Source organism: Sphingomonas sp. Leaf230 (assembly GCF_001421745.1).
Lineage (GTDB): Bacteria > Pseudomonadota > Alphaproteobacteria > Sphingomonadales > Sphingomonadaceae > Sphingomonas.
This window is the reverse complement of the sequence record NZ_LMKW01000009.1, coordinates 333,029-349,216: the sequence shown is the minus strand read 5'-3', so window position 1 is coordinate 349,216 and position 16,188 is coordinate 333,029. Positions and strand designations below refer to the sequence as shown.

Annotated in this window: 14 protein-coding genes; 4 read left to right on the top strand and 10 right to left on the bottom strand. The window is 64.9% G+C overall.

Going from position 1 to position 16,188, the window contains the following annotated elements:
* The first annotated feature begins 116 nt into the window (after nt 1–116).
* The 4 genes from purL (at nt 117) to bfr (ending at nt 5,266) form a co-directional block, all read left to right on the top strand.
* Nucleotides 117–2,345 carry a phosphoribosylformylglycinamidine synthase subunit PurL gene (gene purL / locus ASE82_RS10680; protein ID WP_056062659.1) on the top strand — a complete coding sequence of 743 codons (2,229 nt, stop codon included), beginning with the start codon at nt 117–119 and terminating at the stop codon, nt 2,343–2,345.
* 856 nt (nt 2,346–3,201) lie between these two features.
* Entirely contained in the window at nt 3,202–4,401 is a 1,200-nt protein-coding gene (locus ASE82_RS10675; protein ID WP_235524660.1) for a DUF418 domain-containing protein, read from the top strand.
* A 75-nt stretch (nt 4,402–4,476) separates the two neighbouring features.
* Entirely contained in the window at nt 4,477–4,647 is a 171-nt protein-coding gene (locus tag ASE82_RS20070) for a (2Fe-2S)-binding protein (protein ID WP_082441433.1), read from the top strand.
* 103 nt (nt 4,648–4,750) lie between these two features.
* Nucleotides 4,751–5,266, top strand: a complete 516-nt coding sequence (bfr, locus tag ASE82_RS10670; protein ID WP_056062654.1) for a bacterioferritin — start codon at nt 4,751–4,753, stop codon at nt 5,264–5,266.
* Nucleotides 5,267–5,336: 70 nt separating this feature from the next.
* On the opposite strand, the gene ASE82_RS10665 is transcribed toward bfr, so the two are convergent.
* From ASE82_RS10665 to secG, 10 genes are all read right to left on the bottom strand, one after another.
* On the bottom strand, nt 5,337–5,777 hold the full coding sequence (locus ASE82_RS10665) for an Hpt domain-containing protein (protein WP_056062651.1): 441 nt from the start codon (nt 5,775–5,777) through the stop codon (nt 5,337–5,339).
* 84 nt (nt 5,778–5,861) lie between these two features.
* Complete coding sequence (locus tag ASE82_RS18915) at nt 5,862–6,071, bottom strand: sulfurtransferase TusA family protein (protein WP_333961718.1); 210 nt, start codon at nt 6,069–6,071, stop codon at nt 5,862–5,864.
* Nucleotides 6,072–6,085: 14 nt separating this feature from the next.
* Complete coding sequence (gene der, locus ASE82_RS10660) at nt 6,086–7,471, bottom strand: ribosome biogenesis GTPase Der (protein WP_056062647.1); 1,386 nt, start codon at nt 7,469–7,471, stop codon at nt 6,086–6,088.
* Nucleotides 7,472–7,666: 195 nt separating this feature from the next.
* Nucleotides 7,667–8,989: an outer membrane protein assembly factor BamB family protein gene (locus tag ASE82_RS10655; protein WP_056062644.1), complete on the bottom strand. Its 1,323-nt coding sequence runs from the start codon at nt 8,987–8,989 to the stop codon at nt 7,667–7,669.
* Nucleotides 8,986–9,726 (bottom strand): tetratricopeptide repeat protein, encoded by a 741-nt coding sequence (locus ASE82_RS10650; RefSeq protein ID WP_056062641.1) that lies wholly within the window; start codon nt 9,724–9,726, stop codon nt 8,986–8,988. Before ASE82_RS10650 ends, ASE82_RS10655 begins: the two co-directional genes overlap by 4 nt.
* 72 nt (nt 9,727–9,798) lie before the next feature.
* A complete protein-coding gene (gene panB, locus ASE82_RS10645; protein WP_056062638.1) occupies nt 9,799–10,659 on the bottom strand; it encodes a 3-methyl-2-oxobutanoate hydroxymethyltransferase in 861 nt (286 codons plus the stop codon).
* A 48-nt stretch (nt 10,660–10,707) separates the two neighbouring features.
* The gene (locus ASE82_RS10640) at nt 10,708–11,106 is read right to left on the bottom strand and encodes a hypothetical protein (RefSeq protein WP_235524659.1); all 399 of its coding nucleotides are present in this window, start codon (nt 11,104–11,106) and stop codon (nt 10,708–10,710) included.
* A gap of 235 nt (nt 11,107–11,341) precedes the next feature.
* Entirely contained in the window at nt 11,342–13,783 is a 2,442-nt protein-coding gene (locus ASE82_RS10635; protein ID WP_056062634.1) for a TonB-dependent receptor, read from the bottom strand.
* A gap of 123 nt (nt 13,784–13,906) precedes the next feature.
* Nucleotides 13,907–15,541 carry a CTP synthase gene (locus ASE82_RS10630; RefSeq protein ID WP_056062632.1) on the bottom strand — a complete coding sequence of 545 codons (1,635 nt, stop codon included), beginning with the start codon at nt 15,539–15,541 and terminating at the stop codon, nt 13,907–13,909.
* 85 nt (nt 15,542–15,626) lie between these two features.
* A complete protein-coding gene (gene secG, locus ASE82_RS10625; RefSeq protein WP_056050855.1) occupies nt 15,627–16,022 on the bottom strand; it encodes a preprotein translocase subunit SecG in 396 nt (131 codons plus the stop codon).
* Nucleotides 16,023–16,188: the final 166 nt, after the last annotated feature.

The window sequence follows — 16,188 nt, the reverse complement described above, 5'->3', positions numbered from 1 at the left end:
AAACGAACCGGTCGAGACGCGTATGGACTGGCCCCGAAACCTTTTACGCGGCTCCGCCACAGGAATCTGACGTACAAAGGGTGACGCGGACCGCCGGCACCGCTATCTGCCGCCCCATGACCGAGATCACACCGCAGATCGTCGCCGACCACGGCCTGTCCCCAGAAGAATATGAGCGCGTCCTGCGCGCCATCGGCCGCGAGCCGAACATGGTCGAGCTCGGCATCTTCTCGGTCATGTGGTCCGAGCATTGCAGCTACAAATCCAGCAAGATCCACCTGATGAAACTGCCTACCAAGGGCCCCCGCGTCATCTGCGGCCCCGGCGAGAACGCCGGCGTCGTCGATATCGGCGACAATCAGGCGGCGATCTTCAAGATGGAGAGCCACAACCACCCGTCCTATATCGAGCCCTATCAGGGCGCAGCGACCGGCGTCGGCGGCATCCTGCGCGACGTCTTCACGATGGGCGCGCGGCCGATCGCCAACCTCAACGCGCTCCGCTTCGGCCGCCCCGATCACCCCAAGATGCGCCACCTGATCTCGGGCGTCGTCCACGGCATCGGCGGCTACGGCAATTGCGTCGGCGTGCCGACCGTCGGCGGCGAGGTGAACTTCCACAGCGCGTATGACGGCAACATCCTCGTCAACGCGATGACCGTCGGGATCGCCGACCAGGACAAGATCTTCTATTCGGCCGCGAGCGGCATCGGCAATCCGATCGTCTATGTCGGCAGCAAGACCGGCCGCGATGGCATCCACGGCGCGACGATGGCCTCGGCCGATTTCGGCGAGGATTCGGACGCCAAGCGCCCGACCGTGCAGGTCGGCGATCCCTTCACCGAAAAGCTGCTGATCGAAGCCTGCCTCGAACTCATGGCGACCGACGTCATCGTCGCGATCCAGGACATGGGTGCAGCGGGCCTCACCTCGTCCGCCGTGGAAATGGCGTCGAAGGGCGGCGTCGGCATCGAGTTGACGATGGACGACGTGCCCCAGCGTGAGACCGGCATGACGCCGTACGAGATGATGCTCTCGGAATCGCAGGAGCGCATGCTGATGGTCCTCAAGCCCGGCCGCGAAGCGGAGGCCGAGGCGATCTTCAAGAAGTGGGAGCTCGATTTCGCGGTCATCGGCCGCGTCACCGACACCGGCCGGATGGTGCTGACGTTCAAGGGCGAGACCGTCTGCGACATCCCGCTCGGGCCGCTCGCCGACGAAGCGCCGCTCTACGATCGCCCGCACGTCCCGACGCCCAAGCCCGCGCCGCTCGAAAACGCGCCGCACAGCAGCGACATCGCCGCCGACCTGCTCACGCTGATGGGCTCGCCCGACATCGCCTCGCGCCGCTGGATCTGGGAGCAGTACGATCACATGGTCGGCGCCGACACGGTGCAGCGCCCCGGTGGCGACGCCGCGGTCGTCCGCGTCCACGGCACGCAAAAGGCACTGGCGATGACCACCGACTGCACGCCGCGCTATTGCTTTGCCGACCCGGTCGAGGGTGGCAAGCAGGCGGTCGCCGAGGCCTGGCGCAACCTGACCGCGGTCGGCGCGCTGCCGCTCGCCGTCACCAACTGCCTCAACTTCGCCAACCCGCAGCGCCCCGAGATCATGGGCCAGATCGTCGGCTGCCTCGAAGGCATGAGCGACGCCTGCATCGCGCTCGACTTCCCGATCGTGTCGGGCAACGTCTCGCTCTACAATGAATCCAAGGCGACCGGCGGCGGCTCCGCGATCCTGCCGACCCCGGCGATCGGCGCGATCGGGTTGCTGGCCGACTGGCAGAAGAACGCGACGATCGCGTTCAAGGGCTCGGGCGACATCATCCTCGCGGTCGGCACGCGCGGTGGTCATCTCGGCCAGTCGCTCTGGCTGCGCGAATGCCACGGCCGCGAACAGCTCGACGCCGGCCCGCCCCCGCCGGTCGATCTCGCCGCCGAACGTCGCGTGGGCGACCTGATCCGCGACGCGATCGCGCTGGGCCAGTTGACCGCGGTACACGACGTGTCCGACGGCGGCATCGCCGTGACGCTGGCCGAGATGGCGCTCGCCGGCGGGATCGGCGCGATGATCGACCGGAAGCAGCCCTTCGACTGCGCGCGCTCGTTCTTCGCCGAGGACCAGGGCGTCTACATCGTCACGGTCGACGACCATTCGCTGCTCGACTTCCTCGGCGCGGCGCATGCGGCGGACGTCGAGGCGGAGCCGCTAGGCCGCACCGGCGGCAAGCGCCTGATCTTCGAACGCCCCGACCGCGACGACGTCATCGCGTTGGATACGTTGCGCACCGCGCACGAGGGATTCTTCCCGAAACTGATGGGGGTCGATGCCGCTTTGGCTTAAGGCAACGCGACGGCGGGCGAACTAGAACGCAGCCTGCTGCTGGCTACCGGCTACCGCTGCTTGCCACTGCCTGCCCCCACGAGCGCCACCCCGGCGAAGGCCGGGGCCCAACCGGGAAAGCCGCAGTAACGAAGCGCTGCCCCCAGTCACAACCGTCCCCCAATTGGGCCCCGGCCTCCGCCGGGGTGGCAACACTGAGAAGCCGCCGCGCTTCCACCATGTTTCCCCGCAAAGGCAGGGAACCAGTCTGGGCTCCCGCCTTCGCGGGAGAACAACGAACCAAGAGATGTCGTCCGATCGTTCTAAAGTAGAGCTCGGCCACCCCCCTCCGTCATTCCAGCGAAAGCTGGGATCTCCCACATCGGACCACAGCGCTCGCCAACAGCAATACCCCAGCTTCACCTAGAGTAACGGGAGAGGTGGAGCAGCTTGGACGACAAGAGGCGCAGTTCGGCAGGGCATCACGCAGAAACGACAGGTGGATCACATCACCGACCAGCTGACGGATCCGCCAAAACGAAACGCAACGCTACCCTAAGATACCCGTCAAACCGGCCTGTCCTACACCACCGCGATATGCCAGCGTCAAACCATGACCGCATTACTCTCCTACCGCGCTACCAAGACGCCGCGCCCGAACCCAAGTGTCGATGAAGCGCTGCCTAGGTCCGTCCAACCCAGCCAAAGCCGACCACTCCTAAAGTGCAGCCGAACGCGCCCATGTCATGCCACTACCCCTACAACAGCCCCGCGAAATACTGCGCCAGCGTCTGCACTTTGTGCACTTCCGGCAGCTCGCATGACCCCCACCCCCGCCAGAATAGCCACGCTAGACCTCATCCGAGGCGTCGCCGTCATGGGTATCCTGGCCGCCAACATTGCCGCGTTCGGCTTCCCCGAATTCGCCTACATGACCCCCGCCTCAATGGGCTGGCCGAGCACGCCAGACCTGATCGCCTGGACCACCACCTTCATCGTCATCGACGGCAAGATGCGCGGGCTGTTCTCGTTCCTGTTCGGCGCGTCGATGTTGCTGGTCATCGACCGCGCCGAGGCAAATGGCGAGGACCCGGCGACCGTCCATCTGCGCCGCATGGCGTGGCTGTTCGTGTTCGGCATCGCACACCTGTACCTGCTGTGGTGGGGCGACATCCTCGCGCACTACGCATTGGTCGGCGCGATCGCGTACATGTTCGCGCGGTTGCCGGTCCGCTGGCTGATCGGCGTCGGGCTCGGCTGCATCGCGCTCCAAACGGTCGAGCTGACGACGCTCGTCGCCTACACGTTCGACCTTCACGCCGCCGCGCACCGGCCCGGTGCAACGGCGCGGATCATCGCCAACTGGCAATCGCTGGCGGATCAGTTCGGCCAGCCCTCCCCCGCCGGTGTCGAGCGCGAACTGGCCGTCGGGCGCGGCGGATGGAGCGATATGGTCGCGTGGCGCTGGCAACACGCGGTCGGGCCAATCACGTCGCTGACCGCCACCGGCCCGGAAACGCTCGGCTTCATGCTGCTTGGCATGGCCGGGCTGCGATCCGGCTTCCTGACCGGCGATTGGTCACGAAAGCGCTATGCCGTCGTGGCGGTCACCGGCGTCACGATCGGCTTGGCAGCGTACGCCGCCATCGCGACCTTCGACATCGCCCACGGGTTCGACGCACGGTACGTCGCTCTTTCGTGGCTGACGCTTGCGACCCCGCTGAGGCCGCTCACGATCATCGGCTATGCGGCCGCGATCATCCTGCTTGCACGACCCGGCGGCTGGCTGACGACTCGCGTCTCCGCGGCAGGGCGCATGGCGTTCTCCAACTATCTCGGCACGACGCTGATCTGTACGACCATCTTCTACGGCTACGGCTTCGGACTGTACGGCGACCTCTCCCGCGCCCAGCTATACCTCGTCGTCGTGCCGATCTGGTTGCTGATGCTACTCTGGTCGAAGCCGTGGCTCGACCGCTTCCGCTACGGTCCGCTCGAATGGCTATGGCGCAGCCTCTCCCGCTTCGCATGGCAGCCGATGCGCGGTTCGGCATTCACGACGAACCGATCGGACTAGTTGCGAATAAGACGCAAAACAGCTTGCGATTGGTTCGCATTATCGGTATCCCGGGCTTACAGCTAGGGAGTTCCCATGGTCGTCTGCGTTTGCAATGCCATACGAGAATCCGACGTTCGCAACTGCGCACGCGGCGGTTGCACTACACCGTGCCAGGCCTTCCGCTCGATGGGCCGGAAACCCAAATGCGGCCAGTGCACATCGATAGCGCGAGCGATTATCGACGAGGAACGCGCCGCTGCATAAGCGTCGCAACAGCTAAGAAAGCCCGGAAAACCGCCATTTTTGGGGGTTGTGCTAATCTGTGTCAGCCCGCTACATGCTCCTCAGAGGTGACGGAGATATGGCCATGCGCGGCGACCCACAAGTAATCGAATATCTGAACGAGGCGCTCAAGAACGAGCTGACCGCGGTCAATCAATATTGGCTCCATTACCGGATGCTCGAGCATTGGGGCGTCTACAAGCTCGCCCAGTATGAGCGGATGGAATCGATCGACGAGATGAAGCATGCCGACTGGCTGTCGGAGCGCATCCTGTTCCTCGATGGCCTGCCGAACTTCCAGCTGCTCGGCCGTCTCCGCATCGGCGAGACCGTCGAGGAGGTCCTGAAGTCGGATCTGGCGCTCGAAGTCGAGGCCACCGTCCAGCTCAAGGGCGCGATCTCCTACTGCGAAGACGTCAAGGACTATATCAGCCGCGACCTGTTCGCCCGCATCCTCGCCAGCGAGGAAGAGCATGTCGACACGCTCGAGCGCCAGTTCGAGATGATCGCGCGGATGGGTATCCACAACTACATCCAGCTCAACTCGATCTCGGAACATGACTCGCCCAAGGCGGGCGCGGCGCCGTATCTGAAGGGCTGATCCACCCCCCTGTCATCTCCCTAAAAGGTGAGATGACAGGGCTGCGTTGTCCGCCGGTCTGGCGACGAATCTATTCCCCGCCGAACCCGGTCGGTACGGCACGACGCCCAAACCCACCGCCCGCAACGGGCTTGCGCACTGCGACCGGGTTGGCCTCGCGCTCCAGCAGCGTCAGCGTCTCGACGAACAGCGGCCGCAACCGAACGATATGCTCCAGCGCCTCGTCGGGCGTGTCCTGCATTTCCAGGCAATCGCGCGCAATCGTCTCGATCGCCTCCGCCAGATCGGCAAGCGGCTCCGCCCCGAACTGCCGCGCTTCACCCTTGAGCGTATGCGCGGGTATCACCATCGCTGCAGCATTCAGCGCGCGCATCGCTGCTTCGATCGCGGCAACCGACTTCACGCCGTCCTCCCGAAAATATCCGAGGATGCGGCCAAATCCCGCGCCCAGTTCGTTGCGCGCCTGCACGAACGCGGGCCAATTGATCAGGGTGCTTCCCTCGAACGCCACTGTCGCCTTCTCCCGTTAAGCAAATAGCGCCATGAAGGTCAGAGCCGTATCATACATAACCTAGGTAAACACAGTGTTGAAAAACTAACGACAAGTTACGACAAAGACTGAAATAGATACATCCAAAACGATTTCTATTGTTGCATTGGCGGACGCCGCGACCGCCGCGAGTTCGGTCGGGGCTTGAGGGTCATCCGCTATCACCTCGACGCGGGTCGCACCGTCGCGCAACGCGCGGGCAAGCCGCACCGCAGGCCAAGGACAACGCATGCCCCTGGCGTCGATACGGACCACGCCCGACACCCCGCCTAGTGGCCGCCGCCGCCCTTGCCGTCGTCGTACGGATTCTTCGGCGCGCGGAACATCAGTCGCACCGGCACCGCGCCGAAGCCAAGATCCTTGCGCATCGAATTGACCAGATACCGCTCATAGCTAGCCGGCAACTGATCGACGCGCGTGCCGAAGATGACGAAGCTGGGCGGACGCGTCTTGACCTGCGTGACGTAGCGCATCTTGATCCGCTTGCCGCCCGGAGCCGGTGGCGGAGTCGCCTCGATTGCGCGCTCGAACCAGCGATTCAGTTCGCCGGTGCCGACGCGCTTCGACCATGCATCACGCGTGTCGAAGCAGGCCTGGAGCAACTGGTCGATGCCCTTGCCGGTCGCCCCGGACACGGTCATCACCGTGACGCCCTTGACCTGCGACAGTCCGTCTTCGAGCGCGCGCTTGACGCCGTTGAACAGCGAGGATGCGCTCTCGGCGATGTCCCATTTGTTGAGCGCGATGACGAGTGCGCGGCCCTCCTGCAGCACCTTGTCGGCGATGCGGAGATCCTGTGCCTCTAGCCCCAACGTCGCGTCGAGCAGCAGCACCACGACCTCGGCGAAGTCGACCGCATGCAGCGCGTCCTCGACCGACATCTTCTCGAGCTTGTCCTGCACCTTGGCGCGCTTGCGCATGCCCGCGGTGTCGATCAGGCGCACTTTCCGCGCCTCGCCACCGGTCGGATGCCAGTCGTAGTCGACGCTGATCGAATCACGCGTGATGCCGGCTTCGGGGCCGGTGATCATGCGATCTTCACCGAGAATGCGGTTGACGAGCGTCGACTTGCCCGCGTTCGGGCGGCCGACGATCGCGAGCTTCAGAGGGCCCTCATATTCATTGTCGGGCTGTTCCTCGGGCGGCTCTTCCTTGCCTTCGAGTAGCGGGAGCAGGCCTTCGAACAGGTCGCCCATGCCTTCGCCGTGCTCGGCCGACAGCTGGACCGGGTCGCCGAAGCCTAGCGCGAGCGATTCGAGGATACCGTCTTCGCCTGCACGGCCTTCGGCCTTGTTGGCAACCAAGAGGACTGGAACATCGGCTGTGCGGAGCCAGCGCGCGATTTCTTCGTCCAAGGGCACGATGCCGGCGCGGGCATCGAACAGGAACAGCGCGACGTCGGCCTGTTCGACGGCGGCTTCGGTCTGCTGGCGCATGCGGCCGGGCAGAGTCTGCGCGTCGTGGTCTTCATAGCCGGCGGTGTCGATGATGCGGAATTCGAGGCCGATCAGCGACGCGTCGCCTTCGCGGCGGTCACGCGTGACGCCAGGGCGATCGTCGACCAGCGCAAGCTTCTTGCCGACGAGGCGGTTGAAAAGAGTCGACTTGCCGACATTTGGGCGGCCGACGATTGCGACCACGGGGAGTTTGGACATGCCGTGCCCTTAGCGCGTGTCGCGCCAAAGGTCACCTAGTCCCTCGCCCCTCTGGGGAGAGGGAGGGAGGAGCCTTAGGCGACGGAAGGGTGAAGGGTAGTTGGGGCGGGCGTTTCGAGCCTCACTCCCCTCTCTCTTCCCACCGCCAGCGCGGCGGGCCCCTTCCCTCTCCCCGGAGGGGCGAGGGAGTCTACGTCACCTGTACGCGGTGACCTTACCCTTCTGGTCTAGCGTATAAAGCGTCGAGTTCGCCACGATCGGGGGAAGCGAGAACGGCGTCTTCGTCTCGATCGTCGAGCTTACCGTGCCATCGGTCGGCGAAACGAAATTGATCTCGCCGCGCGAGTTGGTCAGGACGAGGTGGTTGCCGGCCAGTATCGGACCGAACCAAGTGACCGCGTTGCTACGCTTCTTCTCGTTTTGGAACCGCTTCAACTGAGCGATCCAGCGGGCCTTGCCATTCGAACGCGACAAGCAAACGAGCTTGGCATCGTCGGTCACCACGAACAGCCATTCGCCCGCGATCCACGGCGTTGAGATGCCGGCGAAGTTCTGCTCCCACAGACGCTGTCCGGTCGACAGTTCGAGCGCGACCATGCGGCCACCCTGCCCCACCGCATAGACGCGGCCGCCGTCGATGACCGGTGCGGCATCGATGTCAGACAAACTCGACACCGACGTCGTGATCGAAGTGCGCGACAGCGCGTCCTGCCACAGGATACGGCCGTTCTCGTAGCGATACGCGCTGAGTTCGCCGCTGGAGAAGCCGGCGACCACCGTGCCCTGGCTCACGGCGGGTGCCGCGACGCCGAACACGCCCTGTGTCTCGAGCGTGCCCGACTGGACCCACTGAACCTTGCCGTCGGTCTGGTTAAGCGAGAAGACCTGGTTGTCCTGCGTCAGAACATAGACCGCGCCGTTGGCAACCGTCGGCGAACCACGGAGTGGGGCGCCCGGCTTGGCGCGCCAGAGGATCTTGCCGTCGGCAGCGCTCATGGCGACGACGTCGCCGACACCGTCGGTGGCGTAGAGCTTGCCGTCGTCATAGCTGACGCCGCCACCGAAGCGTGCCGCCTTGTTGAGCTTGCCCTCGGTGATCCCCGCGCTCCACAGCGCGGCGCCGGTGTCGGCGGTAAATGCATGGATCGTCGCGGTGACGTCGGTGACGAACAGCTTGCCGTCGGCAACAACCGGAGCCGCGCCGAGACGTTCGCGGTTCGAGCCACCGTCGATACCGGTCTGCCAGAGACGCTTGGGCTGATCGGCGAGCGCGAGCTGGCCCATCGACTTGGCGGGGTTGCCGCCGGGCTGGGCCCAGGCGTCGTTGACCGCAGGCGCCGGCAACAGGACCTGGACGTCGGCGATCGTCTTGTCGGTCTCGACCTCGTTCTCCGCCACCAGGATCGACACGCGGTCGCCGAGCGTCGGCGTCTTCTTCACGCTGCCCTTGAAAATCCCGCAACCGCTGAGCGCCACCAGCGCGGCGACGGCGACCGTCACCCGATATGTCTTCATCATTGCGCCTTGGTATCCTCGTTTGATGCAGCCGGAGTGATTACCCTGGCAGTAGCGCCCGTGCTGGCAACAGCGTCCACACCCAGTACGCCCGACATCTGAACCGCGCGTTGACGGATCGTCTCGGGCACGCCGGTATCGCGCGCGACCTGGCCGAACATGGTCCCCGCCTGCTGGCGCTGGTTCATGCGGAGATAGGAGATCGCGACCATCTCGCCTGCGCTGCCAAGCCACGGACCACCGGGCACGGCCAGCGGACGAAGCCGCTCGACGACGACCTGTGGCTTCAGCGTGTCGAACTCGGCCGAAGTCTGGCGAACCAGCGCGAGATCGCGGAACGGCTTTGCCAGCGACGTATCCGCAGCGATCGAACCGAGCTTGGCAGCCGCCCCCTTCAGGTCGTCCTTCTGGAGGAGCACGTCGGCCTGCGTGAACAGCGCGAGTGCGCGGTAGCCGTCGCGGTTCGAATTGGCGAGTTCGGCCAGCGGCTTCGACGCGGCCGCGGCGTTGTTGGCGCCGAGCGAATCGTAAGCGGCCTGAAGCTGCTCGCCCTCGACACCAGCGGCCTCGCCATTGTGATGCTGCCAATAGAGAAAGCCGGCGAGAGCCGCGAGTGCGGCGACGACGCCGACCACGACCCATTTGCCCCAGTTCGTCCAGAACCCGGCGAGCTGGTCGCGTCGCAGCTCTTCGTCGACCTCACGCAGGAATGCTTGATCGGTTTTCGGCGGGAGGGCCAAGGAATGCTCCGGAAATAGTGAGGGGGTGGGCGGCGCGGACCTTAGCCGCGCCGGAACCGAAACGGAAGCGGATCAATCCTTGGGCGCGTAGACCTGCTCGGCGCCCGGAAACGCGCGCGATCGGACGTCGTCCGCATAGGTCTGCGTCGCGGAGGAAATCGTATCGGCGATGTCGGCGAACCGCTTCACGAACTTCGCGGTACGTTCGAACATCCCCAGCATGTCCTCGGTCACCAGCACCTGACCGTCGCACTGCGCGGATGCACCGATGCCAATCGTCGGGCAGGCGATGGTGTTGGTGATCTCGATCGCGATCGGCTCGACCACGCCTTCGATCACGAGCGAGAATGCACCTGCCTCTGCGATACCCTGCGCGTCGGCGACGATCTTGGAGGCTTCCTCGGGCGTCCGGCCTCGGGCGCCGTAGCCGCCGAGCACGTTGACCGCCTGCGGTGTGAGTCCGACATGCCCCATCACCGGAATGCCGCGCTCGGTCAGGAACTTGACGGTAGGCGCCATCGCGATACCGCCTTCGAGCTTCACCGCCGCTGCGCCGGTCTGCTTGAGCAGATACGCCGCGCTCTCGAACGCCTTTTCGGGCGAAGCTTCGTAGCTGCCGAACGGCATGTCGATCACGACCACCGCATGATAGCTGCCCCGCACCACCGCCGCGCCGTGCGCCGCCATCATGTCCAGCGTTACGGGCACGGTCGAGGGCAAGCCGTAGATCACCTGGCCCAGGCTATCGCCGACCAGCAGCATGTCGCAGTGTGGGTCGAGCAACTGCGCGGTCCGCACGGTGTAGGCGGTGAGCATGACGAGCGGCGTCTTGCCCTTCTGGCGGCGGATCGCGGGAATCGTAAGGCGCTTGAGCGGAGCGGGCGTCGGGTTGGCGCGACTCGTCGCGGTGTCGAGGGTGTAGGTCGTGGACATGGCGGCGCTAATAGCGTGCGGCGTCGCGCTCGCCCAGTGTCGTGCGCGTCATACTGCCCAGCCCTTCAGCCGGGCGTGGCCGACGAGCCAGAGCGTGAAGGCCGCGACCGCGATGATCACGAAGGGCAAGCCCAGCGTCTCGCTTGCGCCCTTGTGCGCAACGATGTCGGTCGAGGCGAACAGCCAGCCGAACTGTGCGATCGTCGCCACCAGCGATGCGATCAGGAACGGACGCGCACTGGCACGCCGCATGAACAGCAGGACCGCGCCAACGAGTCCGGTCAGCACGGCGATGGCGAACAACGAATCATACCAGTTGGGCAATGCTGCATAGAGCGCCCGGTCATAGGCGCTCGCCTGCCCCATCGCGTCTGCGCCCAGCCTAAGCTGTTGCAGGCACATGAAACAGCCGACGAGCCCCCAGAGAACGAGCACGCCTGTCGTCATGCGAAACCACAAGGGCCCCTGTCGTACGAAGAACATGTCGCCGCCCCTGAGTGTTTATTGGCAGCAGACTGCGCTCGGCGAGGGCTTTACGCAAGAGGACGTGGGCACGCAGCAAGAAGTCCCGGATCCGGAACCGGAGGGACATCGGAAGCTTCCGACTGCGACGTCCCTCCGGGCCGTATTCAACACCTATCGCACCCAACCTGAACGCGTCGTGACGCAACGCGTGTCGCGATCAGAACGATCGCGACACGGTCAGGCCATAGGTGCGCGGATCGCCGGGCTGTCCGACGACCAGGCCGGTGCTGCCGGACTGTAGCGCGAGCACTTCATAGTAGTTGTGGTCGAACGCGTTACGCAGCCAGCCGAACACGTTCCAGCTGTCCTTCGCCTTGAATCCCAAGCGGAAGTTGCTGAGCGCATAGCCCTTGATGTCGGTGTAGAGCGAGCGCGACGGGTTCGACGAGAAGGTCGACCGGTAGCTGCCGTCATAGCCGAGATACACCTGACCATCGACGCCGCCGATCGTGGCCGGCAAATCATATTCGGCGCCGTACGAAAACGCCCATTTCGACACGCCGGGCAGCCGCTGGCCGGAGATGTCGCAATTGGCCGGGCTGACTGTCCCCGTCCCGGCCGGACCTGGCAAGCTTGTCGCGGTCGGTGCGGATCCGCCCGACAGCTCAGGCGGGCACGGCGCATCGACGAACTTCACGTATTTCGCGTCCGTATAGGCACCATTGGCGTAGACGCTGAACCGTTCGGTGGGGCGGAAGGCCGAATCGAACTCCAGACCGCGAGTCCGCACCTTGCCGGCATTGGCGAGATAGCCGCGCAACACGCCGAGCTGGCCGTTGGTGACGGTCGCCTGGTAATCGCTGATCTCGGTCCAGAAGCCGGCGAGGTTGAGCGTCAGTCGGCGATCGAGGAACTGCGTCTTGAGGCCGACCTCGTAGTGATTGACCTTCTCGGGTTTCACCGTGGCGGCCGACAGGATCGGATTGTTGCTGCCGTCGAGCGGCAGGCCGGACAGGTTGATCCCGCCGGATTTGTAGCTGCGCGCGTAGGTGGCATAGGCGTGGATGTCGGACGTGACGGTGTAGGCCGCCGTAATGTCGCCCGACAGGTTCCAATTGTCGAAGTCGGGCCGGTAGCTCTGCGGCGCGAGCACACCGCGCTGGTCGTTGAATCTTGCCTCACCGGTGACGAGTTCGCCGGCACCGGTCGTCACGACCGAGACATAGTCACCCTTCTTCTTGTCGTAGTTGAGCCGCAAGCCCGGCGTGATCTGGAACCGGTCGCTCACGTTCCAGGTCAGCTTGCCGAACAGTGCGGCGCTGGTGTTCTTGAAGCCGATCGTGTTGCGCGCGGTCAGGCCGTTAAGTGTGGCCGGATTCTTCCCGCCCGTGCTGGTCGGGTTGAGCAGGAACGCGCTGGCCGCGGGCCCGTGGACCTGCAGGCCCTGCGTATCGATCGTCTGGTAGAAATAGAACGCGCCGAGCACGTAATCGAACGTGTGCTTCCCATTCGAGGCTATGCGCAGCTCCTGGCTGTATTGCGTCTGTTGCGACGGATTGGCGGACACGGTGGTGATCGGCAGGCCGATGAAGTCGCGATCGTTCGATGGATCCCAGTGCCAGAACCGCCACGCGCTGACCGAGGTGATCGTGGCCGCGCCAAGATCCAGATTACCGAGCAGCGAGACGCCGCCCAGTTCCTGCTTCGCACGCAAGGGCGTATCGACGTCGGTCACCCGGTCGAACGCGTTGGTCGACGGTACGACATAGCCCTGTGCGGCGGCGAGCGCGGCATATTGCCGGATCAACGGCCGCTGAGTCGCGCCGGTGCGCACGTAATACTGCACGCAGCAATCAGGGTTCTGCTGGCCATAATCACCCGACAAGGCGAAATCGAGCGTCTCGGTCGGCTTCCAGTAAAGCTGTCCGCGAACGCTCTTGTTGTCCTGCGCATTGAGGTTCTTGCCGGTGACGGTGTTGTGGATCGTGCCGTCGCGCTCGGTCACCGAGGCGGACAACCGGATCGCGAGCTTGTCGGGGATCAGCGGGCCGGACACCGACGCCTTGGCCTGGATGAACTGGTAGTTGCCGGTCGTGAGCTCGATCCGCGCCTCAGGTGTGAAGCTAGGCTTGCGAGTCGTGATGTTGATCGCGCCGGCGGTGGTGTTCTTGCCGTACAGCGTTCCCTGGGGTCCGCGAAGGACTTCGATCCGCTCGGTATCGGTGAAGTCGAACGTCGCCGAGGCGATCCGGCTGTAATAGACCTGGTCGACATAGATGCCGACGCCCTGCTCGATCCCGTCGTTGGTCAGGCCGAACGGCGCGCCGAGGCCGCGGATGTTGGCGGCGGAATTGCGTGGGTTGGTCGAGTAGAATTGCAGCGTCGGCTGGAGCTGCGTCAGGCGGCTGACGTTGTACGCGCCAGTCTCGGCGAGCGCGGTGCCGCCGATGACCGACATCGCGATGGGGACGGTCTGGATCGTCTCGGCGCGACGACGCGCGGTGACGACGACATCGCCGCCACCGCCCTGCTGCTGGTTGCCGAGACGACCATTCGCCTGTGCGTCAGCCTGCTCGCCAGCGGGCGTCTGCGGCGGAACGGCCGGCGTTGATACGGTAGCGGCCTGACCGGCGAGTAACAGCGCAAGCGTAAGCGACATGAATGTTTTCCCCTGAACCTCGCCGCGCAAAGTCTAGTAATTCAGGGGATATTCAATGCGAGCATGTCTTGGGTGGCGGAAAGCGCGACTTGTCTCCCTCCCCCGCCGGGGAGGGAGGGTTTTTCACACAAGGCGGCTCTGCTTGACCGCGGCTTCGATGAAGCTGGCGAACAAGGGGTGCGGGTCGAAGGGTTTCGATTTCAGCTCGGGGTGGAACTGAACGCCGACGAACCAGGGGTGATCGGGACGCTCGACGATCTCGGGCAGCGTGCCGTCGGGCGACATGCCCGAGAAGACGAGGCCGCCCTGTTCGAGCGCTTCCTTGTACCCGGTGTTGACCTCGTAGCGGTGACGATGGCGCTCCGAAATCTCGGTGCCGCCGTAGATCGACGCCACGACGCTGTTGCCGTCGAGCTTCGCGTCATACGCACCGAGCCGCATCGTGCCTCCCATGTCGCCCTCGGCCGCGCGCGTCTCGAGGCCTTCGCGGCCCATCCATTCGGTGATCATGCCGACCACCGGTTCGTCGGTCGGGCCGAACTCGGTCGACGACGCATTGGGGATGCCCGCGAGATCGCGCGCGCCCTCGACGCACGCCATTTGCATCCCGAAGCAGATGCCGAAATACGGAATCTTCCGCTCGCGCGCGAACTTCACGGACGCGATTTTGCCTTCCGCGCCACGCTCGCCGAACGCGCCGGGGACGAGGATCGCGTCGCACGGCTCGAGCTGGCCGGCGATGTCGCTCTCGGCATTCTCGAACAGTTCGGCATCAATCCAGCGGACGTTGACCTTCACGCGATTCGCGATACCGCCGTGGACCAAGGCCTCGTTGAGCGACTTGTAGGCATCCTGAAGGCCGACATATTTGCCGACCACGCCGATCGTGACTTCGCCCTGAGGGTTGGTCAGGCGGTCCATGATCTCGGTCCAGCGCGACAGGTCGGGCGCCTCGGCGGGCTCGATCCCGAACGCGCGGAGCACTTCGATGTCGAGACCTTCGCCGTGATACTGGAGCGGCACCGCGTAGATGCTCTTCGCGTCGAGCGCAGGAATGACCGCGCTGGCGGGGACGTTGCAGAACAGCGCGATCTTGGCGCGTTCCGACGGCGGCAGCGGATGTTCGCAGCGACAGACCAGCACGTCGGGCTGCACGCCGAGCGCGGCGAGTTCGCGGACCGAATGCTGGGTCGGCTTGGTCTTCAGCTCGCCGGCGGCGGCGATATACGGCACCAAAGTCACGTGGATGCTGATCGCGTTGCCGCGGCCTTCCTCGTTCTTAAGCTGGCGAATCGCCTCGATGAACGGGAGCGATTCGATATCGCCGACGGTGCCGCCGATCTCGCAGAGCACGAAATCGATATCGTCGGTCTCGGCGCGCGCGAACGCCTTGATCGCGTCGGTGACGTGCGGGATGACCTGCACGGTCGCGCCGAGGTAATCGCCACGACGCTCGCGCGTGATGATCTGCTGATAGATGCGGCCCGAGGTCACGTTGTCCGACTGGCGCGAGGGAACGCCGGTAAAGCGCTCGTAATGGCCGAGGTCGAGATCGGTCTCGGCGCCGTCGTCGGTGACGTACACCTCGCCGTGTTGATACGGCGACATCGTGCCGGGATCGACGTTCAGATACGGATCGAACTTCCGAATCCTGACGGTATACCCGCGTGCCTGGAGGAGAGCGGCAAGCGATGCCGCCATGAGACCTTTACCGAGCGACGAAACCACGCCCCCGGTGATGAAAATGTACCGAGCCATGGGAAGAGTCTCGTAGCGTGTGTTGGGGGCGAACGACAAGAGCCCCGCGGATCACGCAGGGGCCATTTATCGGCGAATGGAGTGTCTAGTTGGCTAGCGGGACCGCGCCGTTGTCGGCCGGCTTGGTCGTGCCGGCGGGAACGCCGGCGTTCTCGGCGCCACCGGCGAACGGAGCCGCATCACCCTTGGGCTGCGCGGTCGGGACGGCCGTTGCCGCCGCCGGAGTGCGGGCGAGCGACGTGTCGATCGTGGTGGTGCGGTGATTCGCCGCGAGGACCGCGAGCAGGATCGAGAACAGCACGAACATCGTCGCGAGGACGCCGGTCGCGCGGGTCAGGAAATCGGCCGCGCCGCGCGCCGACATCAGGCCCGACGGACTGCCGCCCATGCCCAGACCGCCGCCTTCCGAGCGCTGCATGAGGATCACCGTGACGAGGGCGGCCGCGATGATCGCGTGGATGACGAGCAGAAAGGCGAACATTGCGCGGAAAACCCCGGAACTTTTGCGAAGGCGCGCACATAGGCGACGTCGCGGTTTCGATCAACCGGGCGATCGACCGTGGCGCTGCCTCCGCATATCGCAAGGCAATCGCAAAACTACGGAAACATGACGTCCGGGCGGCGTTGAGACCCCGTAATGACGCTCA

What these genes read in the sequence shown, in the direction of transcription:
- purL (WP_056062659.1), top strand. Translation starts at nt 117, where the DNA reads ATGACCGAGATCACACCGCAGATCGTCGCCGACCACGGCCTGTCCCCA.
- ASE82_RS10675 (WP_235524660.1), top strand. Translation starts at nt 3,202, where the DNA reads ATGGGTATCCTGGCCGCCAACATTGCCGCGTTCGGCTTCCCCGAATTC.
- ASE82_RS20070 (WP_082441433.1), top strand. Translation starts at nt 4,477, where the DNA reads ATGGTCGTCTGCGTTTGCAATGCCATACGAGAATCCGACGTTCGCAAC.
- bfr (WP_056062654.1), top strand. Translation starts at nt 4,751, where the DNA reads ATGCGCGGCGACCCACAAGTAATCGAATATCTGAACGAGGCGCTCAAG.
- der (WP_056062647.1), bottom strand. Translation starts at nt 7,471, where the DNA reads ATGTCCAAACTCCCCGTGGTCGCAATCGTCGGCCGCCCAAATGTCGGC.
- ASE82_RS10655 (WP_056062644.1), bottom strand. Translation starts at nt 8,989, where the DNA reads ATGATGAAGACATATCGGGTGACGGTCGCCGTCGCCGCGCTGGTGGCG.
- panB (WP_056062638.1), bottom strand. Translation starts at nt 10,659, where the DNA reads ATGTCCACGACCTACACCCTCGACACCGCGACGAGTCGCGCCAACCCG.
- ASE82_RS10640 (WP_235524659.1), bottom strand. Translation starts at nt 11,106, where the DNA reads ATGACGACAGGCGTGCTCGTTCTCTGGGGGCTCGTCGGCTGTTTCATG.
- ASE82_RS10635 (WP_056062634.1), bottom strand. Translation starts at nt 13,783, where the DNA reads ATGTCGCTTACGCTTGCGCTGTTACTCGCCGGTCAGGCCGCTACCGTA.
- ASE82_RS10630 (WP_056062632.1), bottom strand. Translation starts at nt 15,541, where the DNA reads ATGGCTCGGTACATTTTCATCACCGGGGGCGTGGTTTCGTCGCTCGGT.
- secG (WP_056050855.1), bottom strand. Translation starts at nt 16,022, where the DNA reads ATGTTCGCCTTTCTGCTCGTCATCCACGCGATCATCGCGGCCGCCCTC.